Annotated in this window: 13 protein-coding genes; 5 read left to right on the top strand and 8 right to left on the bottom strand. The window is 41.4% G+C overall.

Features of this window, described 5'->3' with window-relative positions:
- Positions 1-254 precede the first annotated feature (254 nt).
- Positions 255-1307: a DUF6340 family protein gene (locus B3B27_RS09960; RefSeq protein ID WP_238866990.1), complete on the top strand. Its 1053-nt coding sequence runs from the start codon at positions 255-257 to the stop codon at positions 1305-1307.
- A 317-nt stretch (positions 1308-1624) separates the two neighbouring features.
- Entirely contained in the window at positions 1625-3616 is a 1992-nt protein-coding gene (gene rho, locus B3B27_RS09955) for a transcription termination factor Rho (RefSeq protein WP_286832521.1), read from the top strand.
- 110 nt (positions 3617-3726) lie between these two features.
- On the opposite strand, the gene truA is transcribed toward rho, so the two are convergent.
- From truA to B3B27_RS09915, 8 genes are all read right to left on the bottom strand, one after another.
- Positions 3727-4476, bottom strand: coding sequence for a tRNA pseudouridine(38-40) synthase TruA (truA, locus tag B3B27_RS09950; protein WP_238866994.1), 750 nt, complete (start codon positions 4474-4476; stop codon positions 3727-3729).
- 6 nt (positions 4477-4482) lie between these two features.
- Positions 4483-5253, bottom strand: coding sequence for a 3'-5' exonuclease (locus B3B27_RS09945; protein ID WP_238866996.1), 771 nt, complete (start codon positions 5251-5253; stop codon positions 4483-4485).
- A gap of 10 nt (positions 5254-5263) precedes the next feature.
- Positions 5264-6388: a DNA polymerase III subunit beta gene (gene dnaN, locus B3B27_RS09940; protein ID WP_238866998.1), complete on the bottom strand. Its 1125-nt coding sequence runs from the start codon at positions 6386-6388 to the stop codon at positions 5264-5266.
- Positions 6389-6563: 175 nt separating this feature from the next.
- Positions 6564-7466 carry a site-specific tyrosine recombinase XerD gene (gene xerD, locus B3B27_RS09935; RefSeq protein ID WP_238867000.1) on the bottom strand — a complete coding sequence of 301 codons (903 nt, stop codon included), beginning with the start codon at positions 7464-7466 and terminating at the stop codon, positions 6564-6566.
- Positions 7459-9978, bottom strand: a complete 2520-nt coding sequence (locus tag B3B27_RS09930; RefSeq protein ID WP_286847367.1) for an ATP-binding response regulator — start codon at positions 9976-9978, stop codon at positions 7459-7461. Before B3B27_RS09930 ends, xerD begins: the two co-directional genes overlap by 8 nt.
- A 22-nt stretch (positions 9979-10000) precedes the next feature.
- Positions 10001-11302 (bottom strand): sigma-54-dependent transcriptional regulator, encoded by a 1302-nt coding sequence (locus B3B27_RS09925; protein ID WP_238867005.1) that lies wholly within the window; start codon positions 11300-11302, stop codon positions 10001-10003.
- Between the two features lie 40 nt (positions 11303-11342).
- Positions 11343-11681, bottom strand: coding sequence for a hypothetical protein (locus B3B27_RS09920; protein ID WP_238867007.1), 339 nt, complete (start codon positions 11679-11681; stop codon positions 11343-11345).
- Between the two features lie 16 nt (positions 11682-11697).
- Positions 11698-12003: an FtsB family cell division protein gene (locus B3B27_RS09915; RefSeq protein WP_238869487.1), complete on the bottom strand. Its 306-nt coding sequence runs from the start codon at positions 12001-12003 to the stop codon at positions 11698-11700.
- Between the two features lie 172 nt (positions 12004-12175).
- Here B3B27_RS09915 and B3B27_RS09910 point away from each other — a divergent pair, with 172 nt between their 5' ends.
- The 3 genes from B3B27_RS09910 to B3B27_RS09900 all read left to right on the top strand — a co-directional run bounded on the left by B3B27_RS09910 (position 12176) and on the right by B3B27_RS09900 (position 16354).
- Positions 12176-13819 (top strand): dipeptidase, encoded by a 1644-nt coding sequence (locus B3B27_RS09910; RefSeq protein ID WP_238867009.1) that lies wholly within the window; start codon positions 12176-12178, stop codon positions 13817-13819.
- Positions 13820-13838: 19 nt separating this feature from the next.
- Complete coding sequence (locus tag B3B27_RS09905; RefSeq protein WP_238867010.1) at positions 13839-15587, top strand: phospho-sugar mutase; 1749 nt, start codon at positions 13839-13841, stop codon at positions 15585-15587.
- Between the two features lie 308 nt (positions 15588-15895).
- Positions 15896-16354 (top strand): methylglyoxal synthase, encoded by a 459-nt coding sequence (locus B3B27_RS09900; RefSeq protein ID WP_238867013.1) that lies wholly within the window; start codon positions 15896-15898, stop codon positions 16352-16354.
- The last annotated feature ends 96 nt before the right edge of the window (positions 16355-16450 follow it).

The raw sequence follows: 16450 nt of genomic DNA, 5'->3' as shown, positions 1-16450 counted from the left end.
AATAGCTTACACTCAAAAAAAACAAAACCCACATTAAACCAAATCCGTTGAAATGCATCTTTAATAAGGGTTCGATCTTTGGTGTTCTGAAAACTTTTTCGGACATAGAATTGAGCACCATGTCATCTTCAGTTTATATTTTTAGTGTTCTGAAAACTTTTGCGCTACCGTAAATGTTAATAATGTACGAGAATAAGTTCTATATGATATCCTCAATAATAAATAGGTTAAATAGGTTAAATAGTTTAAACCGTATGAATCAAGCATACAAGCCATTCCTGTCTGTTCTTTTTGCAGGAATGCTTCTGAGCAGTTGTGCAGGAATAAAATATCTGTCAGTGGAAACACGTGAGCCAGCCCAGGTAGCATTACCATCGAATGTGCTGAATATAGCAGTAGTAAATAATGTAGTACAGCAACCCGACGAGATTGGGCATTACATAAAACAACTGGGCCGCTCAGCCGCACAGAGGACGAAAGCCTCGTCCGACAGTATTGCCATATACTACACCGAAGCCCTTTCACAATTTTTGAATGAGGAGGATTATTTCCAGCGGGTTGTGTTCTATAACAAACCTTTGAGAAGCGACAAAGACTTCTTCAGGGAAGAGCTTATTGCCCCCGAAACAATGAACGAAATTAGAAGGATGACCGGCGCTGACGCTATTGTTTCGCTCGATAAACTGATAATAGAGACCAATAAAAGGGAGCATTTCAGGCAGCAAGGCTACACATACAGCGATTTGACAGGAAAGATAAACTCAGTTATACGTGTGTACCTTCCCACCATGGAGGGGAAAATTCCTGCAGTACAATATACCGACAGCATTCGTTGGGAAGGCTTTGATATTCAGGATGGGATGGCTTATGCGGAAGTAATGATTCCGTCAACCGAAGAGGCTATGAAGTTATTGGCTGTAAAGGCAGCCGAAAAGATGACATATGTGTTTGCACCTCACTGGGAGATGCAAGACAGATGGTATTACACACTCCCCAACTCTTTGATGCGAGAGGGAGAGACATTTGCAAAGGGAGCCAGATGGGAAGAAGCAATAGAGAAATGGCAAACTTTTTATAATTCCCTCTCAAACAAAACTGATAAAGCCAAGGCAGCAAATAATATTGCACTTGCCTATGAGATGATGGACGATATGGATAAAGCATCTGAGTGGGCGGAAGTGTCAAACAATCTGTTTGTTCAATCCACATCTCCAAACTCGCTGGAAAGAAGAAGGTCTTTGTTGTATAAGAATGAAATAGAGAGGCGCCGCAACAACTCAAACAGAGTGAATCAGGAGGATTTCTGATTAGTTTGAATTATTTTGGCTAAACTTTGCCAATAAAATGGCTAAATATTGCAACTTTATTGGTTAAATTCCGCATTTTACAAAAAAAAACGCGAAGTTATTCAGTGTTATCAAAAAAAACACTACCTTTGTGATTGAATCTTCAACAGTACACATTCTCAATTTTTACTGTTATTATTTGTTTATTCATTTCAAATTCAATTATATCCGCCTTTTTTAGAATATTTGTATGCTAAATCATACATCCGTTGCTGAAACCGGAAATAATTTATTAACAATATTTATTCAAAAACCATAACGAAATTCAATAGATCTACATGGCTTATAACATTATTGAGCTTAATGAAAAGCTTACAACCGAATTACGGGTACTTGCCAAAGAAATGGGAATAAGACGCCCGGACGCATATAAGAAAGAAGAACTCATCTATAAAATTCTTGACGAACAGGCAATTGCAGAGACAAAAAAAATGAGCGCCGAATCAGCAACCAGACAGGCTAGCTATGGGAAAAACCGATCCAATGCCAACGCTAAGAAGGGTGGTTCTGATAAAAAAAAGGTGGAGCCGGAAAAGAAAGCTGTTAAAAACGAACCGCAAAAGAAAGAACAGGATACATCAAAAAATCAATCGAAACCTGCCGTTGCTGAAACAGAAAAACCAAAAAAAGTAGTTAAAGAAGATGCAATGCCGGAAAAGAGTGCTGCGAAAACTTCTTCTCAATCTCAAACCCAGACAAAATCAGAGTCGGCAAGCCAAAAAAAATCAGAGGCAGCAAAAGACACGACTACAACCACAAAAGGGACAACTGCAGCTACAAAAGAGGCAACTACAGCTACAAAAGAGGCAACTGCAGCACCAGAAACTCCAAAATCTCCCGGAAGGCCTATTCAATTGGTATTCCGCTCATCAAAGCACCGAAACGATGAAAAGAAGAGTGCGCCTGCTCCAGTAACCTTACCACCGGTAGTTGCAGAAGAAACATCTGAAGTAAAAGATACAGCTATTGAGAAAGAAACTCCCGTTTTGGGCAGTAAAGTATCGATGATGGATCTTATTTCACCTTCACCGCTACAACCCAAGCAGCAGCCACAGGCTCAACAATCGAAAAGTCATGGGCAGTCACAGGCTCAACCCCAGGGGCAACAGCAACAGCAACAGAAAGAGAAAGAGAAAGATCCCGGTTACGATTTCGATGGTATACTCACGGCATCGGGCGTTCTGGAGATTATGTCTGACGGTTACGGATTTCTGCGCTCTTCGGACTACAACTACATGTCTTCGCCAGACGATATCTACGTTTCACAATCGCAGATCCGTCTTTTCGGACTTAAAACGGGTGATGTGGTGGAAGGGCCTATTCGTCCTCCCAAAGAAGGTGAGAAATTTTTTCCTCTGGTAAAGGTAGATCTAATCAACGGTCGCAAACCTGACGATGTGCGTGACCGTGTTCCATTCGATCACCTGAAACCACTATTCCCAAATGAAAAATTCAACCTTACCAAAGGTCATAACGATAACCTTTCATGCCGTGTGGTAGATATGTTCTCACCCATTGGTAAAGGACAACGCGGACTGATTGTAGCGCAGCCGAAGACTGGTAAAACCATGCTGCTAAAAGATATTGCAAATGCAATTGCAGATAATCATCCTGACGTATATATGATTATTCTGCTTATAGATGAGCGCCCTGAAGAGGTGACAGATATGGAGCGTAGCGTTAATGCCGAGGTGATATCTTCTACCTTTGATGAGCCTGCAGACCGTCACGTGAAAATTGCAGAAATTGTATTGAACAAAGCCCGCAGGCTGGTGGAATGTGGTCACGATGTGGTGATACTTCTAGACTCAATCACTCGTCTGGCACGTGCTTACAACACAGTACAGCCTGCATCGGGGAAGGTACTTTCTGGTGGTGTGGATGCCAACGCACTGCATAAGCCCAAACGTTTCTTCGGTGCTGCCCGTAATATAGAAAACGGGGGTTCTCTAACAATTATAGCGACTGCCCTCACAGATACCGGCTCCAAAATGGATGATGTGATCTTTGAAGAGTTCAAGGGAACAGGCAACATGGAACTTCAGCTCGACCGTAAGCTATCAAACAAACGTATTTTCCCGTCGGTGGATATTATTGCATCGAGCACACGTCGCGATGATCTTCTTCTTTCTCAGGAGACGCTCAACCGCATGTGGGTGCTCCGAAATTTCCTTTCGGATATGAATTCAGTAGAAGCCATGGAGTTTCTGCTTAACAGGATGAGACGCACATCGAGTAACGAAGAGTTTCTTATTTCAATGAATGACTAATTATTTCAATTAATCATTGATAACAGAAAATATAAATGTCTGAAAAGACGAAAAAATTCAACGCAGCGGCTTCACAGTCCCGCTGCGTTAATTTTTCACCCATATACCTGTCATAACCAAATATTATCGGGATAGGAAACATCTTCCAGGAAAAGGGCATTTCCCGGAACAGAGTCACCAGCCACACTTCGGTTTTTAGCTTCAATAACACGTCGCAGGCCACGCTCATCAAGCCTCCCCCTGCCTGCTTCGAGCAGTGTTCCCACTATAGCACGAACCATATTCCTGAGAAATCTGTCGGCCTTGATTGTAAAGACATACTCTTCTCCCACCCTCTCCCATCCGGCATATTCAATCTTGCAATTGTTGGTTTTCACATCTGTATGCAGTTTGCTGAAGCTTGTAAAATCTCTGTACTGCTGTATTACTGAGCATAAAGCGTTCATCATCTGGATATTGAGGTGATAACGAACCCTGTATGTAAATTCATGGCGAAAAGGATCCTTTACAGTTGTAACATAGTATCTGTAAGTACGTGAAATTGCACTGAACCGGGCATGCGCATCTGGGCGCACCTCACGTATTGAGGAGATAGATATATCTTTCGGAAGAAAATTATTAAGTTTCCGCAACAGATTGTCTGAAGAAAAATCGGCTTCTTCCCAATCGAAATGGGCAATCATTTTCCGGGCATGAACGCCCGAATCGGTTCTCCCAGCCCCCACAACTTCCACCTTATCTCGCAGAATAGTTGACAACGCACCCTGAAGAACTTCCTGCACACCAGTCCCGTTGGGTTGGACTTGCCATCCAACGTAGTTCTTACCATTGTATGCAAGGGTTATGAAGTAACGGGGCATGAAGAATTATCCGTTAAGTTCTTTTAATCGTATTTTGGTGAGTACCTGTTTGGTATTCATCGGGAAATCACCATCCATCATCCAGGAATAATAGCTTGGCTCGTTTTTAAGTACCTCACTGACCGGCTTCCCCTTATGTTTTCCGAAGTTGAACACCTCTACACCCTCTTCATTATAGATGAAACGTCCTGCAAAATCGACATTATTATTGAAGCTTGAGTACTCCTTAGATAATACATCTATATCATTTACCAAATCGGGATAGCGGTCGAGTTGCGACTTGAGCACTTCATAGGTCGCCATTGCATCTGCCTCAGCAGAGTGAGCATTATCCAGTTTTTTATCGCAGTAGAAAGCATATGCTGCCTCCAACGTACGCTGTTCTTTCTTGTGAAAGATGATTTGCACATCCACAAATTTACGTTTGCTCATATCGAAATCAACACCAGCACGAAGAAACTCCTCTGCCAGCATAGGCACATCGAACCTGCTGGAGTTGAACCCTGCCAGGTCGCACCCCTCCAACTGGTCGGCAAGTGATCTAGCTACCTGCCTAAAGGTGGGGCAATCTTTCACATCTTCGTCAGTGATACCATGTATTGCCGTTGACTGCGGCGGAATGGGCATCTCGGGGTTTATACGTCTCGATTTGATTTCTTCCTTACCGTTTGGATATACTTTAAGAAACGATATTTCAACAATTCGATCGTGTGTGATATTTATTCCGGTAGTTTCCAGATCGAAAAAAACCAGCGGATTTTTAAGATTCAATTCCATTTTATTCCCTTTAATCGTTCAGCATCATCGGCATAAGTAGCGTTAGCATATCCTCGTTATCCTCTTTCTCCACCGGCAGTATTAATCCGGCACGTGAAGGATCGGAAAGTTCTACTCGCACATCAGCAGAGGGAATATTATTAAGAATATCTATAAGGAACAACGCTTTAAACCCAATATTCATCACGTTGCCTTCATAAGTGCAGGGTATCGTCTCTTCTGCAGCAGTAAGAAAATCAATATCCTGCGCGGAAACAACAATTCTGTCTTCGGAGAGTTGCAACTTTACAAGGCTGCTTGAAGGATTTGAAAAGACAGCTACTCGCTTAAGTGCGTTCAAAAATGCCAGCCTGTCCAATGTAAACGTGTTGGGGTTATTTTGCGGAATTACAGAGTTATAATTTGGATATCTACCCTCAACAAAGCGGCATACCATTTTGTATGTAGGCAGGGTAAAATATGCGTTGTTCTCATCAAATTTGACATCAACTTTTCCCGTTTCCCTGGGAAGGAGAGATTTTAACAGGTTAGCCGGCTTTTTGGGAAGAATAAACGATGAGCGCCCCTCACCCTGGGCTTCAGAGGTAGTCACTCGTACTAATTTGTGACCGTCGGAAGCTACAAAAGTGAGATCATCGGCTGTAATATCAAAATATATTCCGTTCATCACCGGACGAAGTTCATCATCGGCAGTAGCAAAAAAAGTCCGGTTGATTCCTGTGAAAAGGGTTTCTGCATCAATCTCAAGTGACATAGCAGAGTCATTAAGTGGTTTCGGTTCCGGATATTCATCACCCTTCGATCCCACAAAATTGTATTTACCATTGTGGTAGTAGATAAACACCTCAAGGGTTTCATCATTGATATCGAAAGTGAGTGGCTGATCGGGAAGCTCACGCAGAGGATCGAGCAGATTTCTGGCATTAATAGCCAAAAATCCTTCACCTGTTGCACTGTTAACCTCAACCCATGTCTCCAATCGCGTTTCACTATCGGCAGCCGTTAGTGTGAGCATATTATCTTTTAAATCCAAAAGGAAGCAATCCAGAATTGGTAATGTATTTTTGGTATTTATGACCCTGCTTATGGCCTGTAAATGATTCAACAATGTGGCGCTTGATACTACAAACTTCATGATGATATATCTGTTTAATAAGTTTTAATGAGCAAATATATAAAATAATCCCGGAGGTTCTATCTATTTCAATATAATTTTATCAACACGCTCAACATGCTCCTCTCTTTGATGTCTTTTACTTTTAGGAGTATCCATTACACCATTTCTTGTTTCTGACTATTGAGCTCTAGCCTTACTTATTGCTTTTCCTGTTTCTGGGATGATGATTTATTATCTCCTGCCGCAAAAAGCTACGGTCTATATGGGTATATATCTCTGTTGTAGTTATTTTCTCATGTCCCAGCATCTCCTGGATTACACGGATATTAGCACCTCTTTCGAGCAGATGCGTAGCAAACGAATGACGAAAAACATGCGGGCTGATCTCTTTTTGTATACCTGCCGCTTCGGCATACTGCCTTATGTAGTGAAAAACTGTTACACGCGAAATCGCCTTACCGCGTGAACTGACAAAAAGTACATCTTCGCTTCCTTTCCGAATATTAATCTGATTACGGTATGGTATCCAGTTCCTGATTTTCTGCACAGCCGTTTCGGAAATGGGGACTAACCGCTGTTTACTCCCTTTACCTTCCACACGGATAAAACCTTCCTCAAAAAAAAGATCTGAAAAACGCAGGTTTGTCAACTCCGATATACGCAGGCCACAACTATAGAGCGTTTCGATAATTGCATAGTTACGTGTTCCCTCAGCTGTAGACAGATCTATTACGCTAAGAAGAGAATCAATCTCATTTAAGGATAATACCACGGGAAGTTTTAATCCGATCTTGGGCGATTCAAGCATTTCGCCGGGATTATCATCCCTGTAGTTATCAAGCAGAAGAAAGCGGAAAAAGGATTTTATCCCCGAGATAACGCGGGACATGGATCGGGGAGAAATTTTTTTATCGTGCAAATCGGCCACGAACTCCTCCAGATGATTCTGCCCTATGGAATTAAAAGTGAGTTGCCGCGACTCAGCGAAATTAATCAGTTTCTGCAGATCAGACATATAGGCTTCAATGGTGTTAGAAGAGAGCCCCTTTTCCAGCAGAAGATACCTTTTGTATTTTTCAATCACCGGATTACTCATCGTCTTTGTTTTCAGACAGTTCTCTTATAAAAACATGTGCCTCGTCCACACTTTTTCTAATAGCATTAAACAAATACTCCTCTTCCCCGGCAAATATAGGTTGCTCTCTCTCCAGTTGTTCCAGAAGAGTAATAACCTGCTTATCACCAATCATCCGGAAAAGCGGAAGCATTTTATGAGAGAGATTGTCTGCTGATTTGTAATCTTGCCTATCAAAAAACTCTTTCAATGAGCCCAAATCTCTAACCATCTCATCAGAAAATGATTGCAGTATTTCCAAAGATATTTTCCTGTCTGTCCTCACAAAATTGATAAGTGCTCCAACACCTTTTTTTATTTCAGGCTTAGACTCAACGCGAAAGACAGGTTTCTTGTTATTTTTTTGGGTCACATAGCGCAAAATAATACGATATAGCTGATCCTGAGTAAATGGTTTGATCAGAAAATCGGTAAACCCGTAACCTTTTACATCTGATGCTGAAAGATCTGAACGTGCCGACAAAGCTATGACTGGAATATCATCAATATTAATATTTTTGGTCTTTCTTAACTCCTGAATAACCTCAAAACCATTTGCTCCGGGCATCTGAAGATCAAGGAACATTAAATCGAACTTTGTTTTCTGAATGAGTGATGGCAAATTAAAAGTATTTACCTCTGAAATGCATTTCACCTTCATATTCTCAAGCATCCCTGATATCATTTTTAATTGAATTGGATCGTCGTCAACTGCCAGAACAGAAATATCATTCAGATCATGCCTTTCAGAAAATTCAACCGGTGCAGCTGCCTTTTCGGATAGTATCGGTTTCAGGGGAATTTTCACAATAAATTCAGAACCTGCTCCTTTTTTAGATTTAAGTATTATTTCACCCTTTAATATTTCAACAAATCTTTTTGTAATAGACAACCCAAGACCACTTCCATCTAAATTTCCGCTCTGGTCAGCACCTTCATCCAGCTGCTGAAACTCCCCGAAAATAAGCTGTTGTTCGTCAATATCAATTCCTATACCTGTATCGATAACTGAAAATATTAACCATTTGGCTGACTCCCACACCTCTTCTCCTGTGACAATTAATATTCTCCCATTTAAAGTATATTTTACTGCGTTAGAGATAATGTTTCCCATAATTTGTCTGATCACATAAGGATCGCCATGACATTCAGAATCTACCGACAGACAATTCTCTACTATATACTCCAGCCCTTTTTGTTCAGCAAGCGGCTTAAAGCTCGACACAGTTTCGTTCACCAGGCTGTAAAGATTAAAATCGGACTCCTTAGGCTGCCACGTACCCGATTCAAGCTTATGGTAATCGAGCAGCGTGGATACAAGTTGCAGCACGTGTTCTGCTGACTTTCTCATATTGCCGAGATAGGTGCTGCTTTTACGGTAGGCACCAGAATTCATCAAGTCAATAAATCCAATGATGGAACTCATAGGCGCCTTAATGTCGTGAGAGATGGTTAGCATCAGTTTCTCACGTGAGAACAGCAATTCCGATATGCGCTTGTTGGATTCTTCAAGCTGTTTTCTGTAACGCTGGCTTCTGTTGATATCAACCAGAAATAGAATACCGAATATGATAACAATCAGTATTGCCAGACATAGCGCAAAAAACATAGTGCGCTGCGATGATGAAAGTGCACGCTCCTTATCAATGATAAGCTGAAGAGATTTTTTTATCTCCTCCTGTTCTATTCCTTTCAACATTTCATCGATGCGATTTGTAAGCATTCGGTTGGTATGATTAAGCTCCTCCTGCCGTTCCAAAAAAGCCTTTTTAAACTGATTTTGCCGTTGCAGGTCGAGTGTTTCCGAATAGCGTACCTTGTTAATGAGGGTGTCGACAATCTTACTAAGGCTATTTTCTTCTACAACAGACCTGTTCTCAATTACGAGAGTTGAGTCGTTTGAGGGGACAAACACATCGCGGACCCGGTTCAAAAAGGTTCTACGTCCTTTCATTACTACAGTAGTATCGCTTTGAGACTTGTCGCGATCCTTTATTTTACTATCTTCCAGATAATCTGAAATTTCCCTGTTAAGCTTTTTAGGTACATAGCTGCTCTCGGTTATACGGATAATCTCCGGCGCTTTCCCGATAGAATCCAGCAGTACAGCAACAGTTTTCAAATTCTCCTTTTTTTTGACTATAAGAAGTTTGATGGTGTCGAGCTCTTCCTCTCGGTAGGAATCTCTGGCAAGAATTTTTAATGAATCAAGACTAGAGTGGATTTCTGGAACAATAGAGTCGTATTTGGAGAAATATTGTTGCGCACCCTCGGCTGTGAATAGATTCTGCTCGCTCTCAATTTCATAAAGTTTAGACAGTACATTACCCACAAGCAGCAGTTCCGACATATCTTCGTTTTTAATTTTCTTATTGGAAAAATCGACAAGATAATTATAAATGGCAAGCAGCCCAATGGCCATGATAAATACTACCAGCAGATATCCGGCAATAACGGTTAATTTTATCTTTGAAAATCCTTTTTTTTTCATCATTGGTAATATATATAGTTATTTATCAACCGCTTGTTGTAACATTATAGAGCTTGATCTTGTTGTACAATGTTTTCCTGTCAATATTCAGTATAGTTGCTGCCATAGTCTTATTTCCTTTGGCCAGTTCAAGAGCCTCAAGTATTTTCTCTTTTTCATAGTTTTCCTTGCGAAGGCCCTCTATTGTTTTCACAGATATGTTGCGATCTCTTTTTTTCGGCATATTCCCGAACAGGCCAGAAACAACAGAAATATTAATATTTGTCCCTTCGGTAAGCAAAGCTGCTTTAATAATACAATTTTTCAGTTCCTGAATATTTCCGGGCCATTCATATCCGATGAGTGTATCCTGGAAGGCTGGATCGATACTCTCAATTTTTTTGTCAAGGGTGATATTGGCGAACCTGAGAAAATAGGATGCGAGATACATTATTGCCTCTTTTTTCCCTTTCAGTGAGGGAAGGGTCAAACAATCCTTTTCGAGCAGGTAGTAAAGTTTTGGAATCAGATTTTTCTGTAAATTTCTTTTGCTCATCTCTGTGCTCATGACTACTTGTGTAAAATCATCGTCCCTTTTCTGTTTGGTTAAAATAGTCAGTAATTCGTCCTGCAGGTTGATGTTGAGCTTATCTACTTTCCGGATGTACAAAAGGCCACCCTTTGCCAACTTGAATTTTTCCATTAAAATAGACCCTTTCTCATCAGTCTCATTAAACCGGCTATTTAAGCTGGCGGCATCTGTATATTGGTCAAAATCAAGCACAACAAGCGGTTTGGATAAATGAAGGCCTCTCTCGTATATGTATTTTACGGTAGATGCTTTCCCCGTTCCCCTGCCACCGATAATAAGCAGATGTCTGTTATTTTCGGTAACCTTGCTGAGTTTATAGAAAACCTGTTCATACTCACTGCCGGGAAGTTTTATGAAATCATTGGAAAAACGTTTTCTTTTAAGCCTGTTTTCCTGAATATTAAACGCCTCGTCGATTTTCAGATAAAGCTGTTCAGGATCAATTGGTTTGGAAATATAATCCGCAGCACCTGATTTCATGGAAGCAACAGCAGTTTCAATATCGGCATATCCAGTCATCATGATTACAAGTATTTCAGAATCATATTTTGTAATCCATGATAAAAAGGCAAAACCATCGGTTTCAGGCATTCTTATATCACTTAGAATTAAATCAAACGGCTGTTCTTTCACCATCTGTTTTGCCTCTTTAACGCTTAAAGCCGTTTCGACATTGAAATTTTTCTTTACCAACCACGATTTCAACATCAGACAGACTGTTACATTGTCGTCGATTATTAGTATGCTCTTATTCATTCATTTTTTTTAAAGAATTACGTGCGTGTTGCTGTAGTTCTTATGATTCGCTGATATTTTCCTTTTCCAGTTCTCTGGGTATTGTAATTGCGGCATAAAGGAGAAAAACTGCGCCTGCTATCATTGACAATGCCCATTCGTTACGCTGCCTGAACATAAGGTATGTGGCAACTATCATCAGTGCACATGAAAAAATCTGGAAATTAAACAGCCTTTTACCCCGGATACTTTTCCCGGGATAGGGTTTTGTAACAGTCAGTGCAGAAAAGATTAACACTGACAGAGCCATTATCCATGGTGCTACAAACGGAGCAAACAGATAAAGGAGCGCTGAAAATAATATGCCTGAAGCGGCAATTCGAAATAATATATCTTTCATCTCACAGATATTATATTTACTCAATAATGAAAATTTCTTCGTTTTCCTTTTTCATGAGATAATTTTCTCGTGCGAATTTTTCCAGATCATCTCTATTTGATTTGAGTTCATTCAACTTTTCTTTATCAGCATCTGCCTGCTGCCGGTAAAAATCAATCTGGGATTCAAGATCTTTGATCTGCGTTTCATATTTTATCCTTTTGGTTATGCTGCTGTCACTAAAGAAAAAAAGCATCACAATCAGTATCAGAAGGAAAATTATCTGATAAGATGTAATGCCAAGTATTCTTTTTGATCCGAATTCTGTTATTTTAACTTTCATATAGTCCACACAGTGAGGTTTATTATCTTCACAAATATAACCTGTTTTTTTCAAATATGCGAACCATTTATGCGAAATAAAATAAATATCCAGGCTACTATTTGGACAGATTGAACAAAATAAATTATCTTTACACTGTTGTAGAAAATTTTGTGATAATCTTTAAATATATATGATACGATTCTTTCTGACTACGCTCGCGGTAATATTTACCACCTTTTTATCACTTCCGTGCACTAACCTACTCGTTGGGAAAAAAGCATCTGCCGACGGTTCGGTGCTTATCTCGTATGCTGCCGATTCATACTCCCTGTATGGAGAATTGTACCATTGGCCTGCAAGACAATACCGGCCCGGAGAAATGCTCAAGGTGCATGAATGGGATACCGGAAAATATCTGGGTGAAATACCACAAGTGCTTCAAACATATAATGTGACAGGGAATATGAACGAATATCAGCTTGCCATTGGAGAAACCACCTTTGGTGGGCGCGGAGAATTATCCGATTCCACCGGTATTATGGATTACGGAAGCCTTATTTATATTACACTCCAACGTGCCAAAAATGCGCGTGAAGCCATTAGAATAATAACCGGCCTGGTAAAAGAACACGGTTATTACAGTTCCGGCGAATCGTTCTCTATTGCCGATCCTGATGAAGCATGGATAATGGAGATGATTGGGAAGGGCACCGGAAATAAAGGTGCTGTATGGGTGGCCGTGCGTATTCCCGACGACTGCGTGTCAGCACACGCTAACCAGGCTCGCATACAGCAGTTTCCGTTGAATGATCCGGAGAACTGCCTTTACTCACCCGATGTCATCTCTTTTGCCCGGGAGAAAGGTTATTTCAACGGTGATGATGCCGATTTCAGCTTTGCCAAGGCCTATGCCCCATTGGACTTCGGTGCACTCCGTTTTTGTGAAGCCCGTGTATGGTCGTTCTTCAATCGGGTGAACAGGGAAATGGGCAGGTATCTGCCTTATGCGCAGGGAAAGACAACCGACCCAATGCCGCTTTATATCAAACCTGACAGGAAACTGAGCGTTCATGATATTCAGGAAATGATGCGCGACCATTATGAAGGCACCGAACTGGACTGGCGCTTTGATGCGGGTGCAGGGCCTTTCAACTCTCCTTACCGCTGGTCGCCTCTCACATTTGAGGTTGACTCCGTTCAATACTGCAATGAACGTCCCATATCTACACAGCAGACGGCATTCTCTTTTGTAGCGCAGATGCGTTCATGGTTGCCCAATGAAATTGGAGGTATTCTCTGGTTCGGTATTGACAACGCTGCCCAGACAGTATATTACCCGTTCTATTGTGGACATAACGAGATACCTCACGAAATGGCTGAGGGTAATGGTGATCTGCTGAGCTTCTCGTGGACATCAGCATTCTGGGTGCATAACTGGGTCTCCAACATGGTTTATACACGGTATAGAGATATGAGTGCCGACATGAAAAAGGTACAAACTAAGTTAGAAGATCAATATAGAGAATCTCAGCCCGGGGTAGAAAAACATGCTGCCGAACTCCACAAGCAGTCGCCCTCTGAAGCAGTTCACTACCTTACTCAGTATACAAACAATCTGGTTAAAGAGGGTGTAGCGGAATGGAAAAAACTGGGTGAATACCTTATGGTTAAATATGTTGACGGTGTTATTAAAAGAGAGGAGGACGGCCAGTTTAAACGCAATGCCTATGGACAACCTGCATCTCCAATACGGCCGGGTTATCCAGATGAATACTACAGAAAGATAGTAGAACAGACCGGCGATAAATATAAAGTAAACACAATTGAAAAATAGATAAATTCATTGCTTGAATATGGAAGAAGAAACATTATTAGCACAAGTCACAAACAAAGCCATATTATGGCTCAAAGGAAACTACGATTCTGAAACGAAGGAAGAGGTCCAGAAGATGCTCGACAGCGAAGATAAGTCGAAACTTATTGATGCATTCTACAAAGATCTTGAGTTCGGGACGGGCGGATTGCGAGGCATCATGGGTGCCGGAAGCAACCGGATGAATATTTACACGGTTGGCTCGGCAACACAGGGCCTCTCCAACTACCTGAAGAAAGAGTTTTCAGAGCTGGATGAGATAAAGGTGGTGATAGGACATGATTGTCGCAACAACAGCAGAAAATTTGCTGAAATCTCGGCCGACATCTTCAGTGCAAATGGTATTAAGGTGTTTCTTTTTGAAGATCTGCGTCCAACCCCCGAAGTATCTTACGCCATCAGAAAGCTTGGCTGCCAGAGCGGAATAATGATCACCGCCTCGCATAACCCGAAAGAGTATAACGGGTACAAGGCATACTGGAATGATGGGGCACAGGTGTTGGGGCCTCACGACAAAAATATCATTGCTGAGGTTAACCGCATTAAATGTGTTGACGATATCCTCTTCAAGGGAAACAAAAAACTGATAGAGATCATTGGAAAAGATATGGACAAAGCGTTCATTGAGGAGGTCAAAAGGCTTGTACTCTCACCTGAGTCAATTAAGCGGCACAATGACATTAAAATTGTTTATACACCAATCCACGGCACAGGCATCACCCTGGTACCCGATGCACTAAAAGCCATAGGCTTTACCAATATCATTCATGTACCCGAACAGGATGTGATCAGCGGTAATTTCCCCACAGTGATATCTCCCAATCCCGAAGAACCCGCTGCATTGGATATGGCTATTAAAAAGGCAGAGGAGACAGGTGCAGAACTGGTTATGGGGACCGATCCCGATGGTGACCGTTTTGGGACAGCTATTCGCGATGATGAGGGCAATTTCATACTGGTTAACGGTAACCAGACAATGCTACTATGCCTTTATTACCTTATGAATAAACGCGGAGAGCTGGGCTTGCTCACAGGAAAAGAGTATGTGGTAAAGACCATTGTTTCCTCAGAGTTGCTGAAGAATATCGCTGTTAAAAAAGGTGTTGATATGTATGATTGTTACACCGGTTTCAAATGGATAGCAGATGTTATCCGAAAAAATGAGGGAGTAAAAAACTATATCGGCGGCGGTGAGGAGAGCTATGGCTTTCTGGCAGGCGACTTCGTGCGCGACAAGGATTCTGTATCGGCATGTGCTCTTTTTGCAGAGATAGCAGCCTGGGCTAAAGATAATGGGAAAACCATGTACCAGCTGCTCCAGGATATCTATGTAGAGTATGGTTACTCAAAGGAGACAGGTATCTCTCTTGTGCGCAAAGGAAAAGCAGGTGCGGACGAGATTGAAAATATGATGAAAAACTTCCGTACCAATCCTCTGAAGTCATTGGGTGGTTCACCCGTTGTACTGATTAAAGATTTCGCGAAGCTGGAAGCAGTGGATTTTGTCAGAAACGAAAATGTTGCCCTTGAGATGCCTACCACCTCAAACGTTATACAATATTTCACCGAAGAGGGCACAAAACTCTCTATCCGCCCTTCAGGAACAGAACCCAAGATAAAGTTCTACATAGAAGTGAAGGGAAAAGTTAAGTCGCGTGAAGATATTAAACAGGCAGAGTACGCTGCCAGCGAAAAAATAAATGCAATCAGAGAGGAGCTGGGAATTTAATGAATGAGCCTGCCACGAAAACCCTGAACATCTAAAACAATCATTCGTAATACACTGAATATCTACGTGTATGGTAATTCGAATGCAATGGAATAGGCTTTTCGAAAGGGTTCCATGAATCAATATTTCGGTAATTTTTTTAAAATAATTCTTATAATTCACTAAATATCAATAGAGTATACCCCCTTTGAGGATTCGACATAACTTATTGACTGCCAGTGTTATAAATGAGGATTTATCGAAACATTAATAAATAAAAATAATATTAAAATGAGAAATCATAAAAACAAATTTTAAAAACAAACCAGATGAATAAAAAACTTACGATAGCTCTTGTTGCGCACGATCACCGCAAAGCAGACATGGTTGACTGGGTAATTTACAATTCCGACTTTCTGTCGGAGCATCATCTTGTTTGCACAGGCACGACAGGTAAGCTGGTGCGTGAAGCACTCCATAACAACGGCGTTTATCCCGATATAACTATCATGAACTCGGGGCCAATGGGAGGTGATGCCGAAATTGCGGCCATGGTTGTCCGCAAGGAGGTTAATCTAGCGGTCTTTCTTATCGATGATCTCAATCCACAGCCTCACGAGGCGGATATAATGATGTTGTTACGCCAGTGCAGGGTACACAACGTACCTATTGCCTGCAACCGTTACAGTGCAGACCTTATGATCACCAGTTCTCTATGGGACGACAAAGAATATGTGCCCCTGCCACCACGGTATGAGGAGTTTGACAGGAAAGAGTTTAACCTGTAACATTAATTTTTCTAATCCGGACATAGGCATACGGTCAGTTCGACATGAAAAAATTTCACCTGCAACCTCATATGAACGAAACAGCCTCTCATTAGC

This window comes from Proteiniphilum sp. UBA5463, from assembly GCF_002427225.1.
Taxonomy (GTDB): domain Bacteria; phylum Bacteroidota; class Bacteroidia; order Bacteroidales; family Dysgonomonadaceae; genus Proteiniphilum; species Proteiniphilum propionicum.
This window is presented reverse-complemented; position numbering and strand designations above follow the sequence as displayed.

What these genes read in the sequence shown, in the direction of transcription:
- B3B27_RS09960 (WP_238866990.1), top strand. Translation starts at nt 255, where the DNA reads ATGAATCAAGCATACAAGCCATTCCTGTCTGTTCTTTTTGCAGGAATG.
- rho (WP_286832521.1), top strand. Translation starts at nt 1,625, where the DNA reads ATGGCTTATAACATTATTGAGCTTAATGAAAAGCTTACAACCGAATTA.
- truA (WP_238866994.1), bottom strand. Translation starts at nt 4,476, where the DNA reads ATGCCCCGTTACTTCATAACCCTTGCATACAATGGTAAGAACTACGTT.
- B3B27_RS09945 (WP_238866996.1), bottom strand. Translation starts at nt 5,253, where the DNA reads ATGGAATTGAATCTTAAAAATCCGCTGGTTTTTTTCGATCTGGAAACT.
- dnaN (WP_238866998.1), bottom strand. Translation starts at nt 6,388, where the DNA reads ATGAAGTTTGTAGTATCAAGCGCCACATTGTTGAATCATTTACAGGCC.
- xerD (WP_238867000.1), bottom strand. Translation starts at nt 7,466, where the DNA reads ATGAGTAATCCGGTGATTGAAAAATACAAAAGGTATCTTCTGCTGGAA.
- B3B27_RS09930 (WP_286847367.1), bottom strand. Translation starts at nt 9,978, where the DNA reads ATGATGAAAAAAAAAGGATTTTCAAAGATAAAATTAACCGTTATTGCC.
- B3B27_RS09925 (WP_238867005.1), bottom strand. Translation starts at nt 11,302, where the DNA reads ATGAATAAGAGCATACTAATAATCGACGACAATGTAACAGTCTGTCTG.
- B3B27_RS09920 (WP_238867007.1), bottom strand. Translation starts at nt 11,681, where the DNA reads ATGAAAGATATATTATTTCGAATTGCCGCTTCAGGCATATTATTTTCA.
- B3B27_RS09915 (WP_238869487.1), bottom strand. Translation starts at nt 12,003, where the DNA reads ATGAAAGTTAAAATAACAGAATTCGGATCAAAAAGAATACTTGGCATT.
- B3B27_RS09910 (WP_238867009.1), top strand. Translation starts at nt 12,176, where the DNA reads ATGATACGATTCTTTCTGACTACGCTCGCGGTAATATTTACCACCTTT.
- B3B27_RS09905 (WP_238867010.1), top strand. Translation starts at nt 13,839, where the DNA reads ATGGAAGAAGAAACATTATTAGCACAAGTCACAAACAAAGCCATATTA.
- B3B27_RS09900 (WP_238867013.1), top strand. Translation starts at nt 15,896, where the DNA reads ATGAATAAAAAACTTACGATAGCTCTTGTTGCGCACGATCACCGCAAA.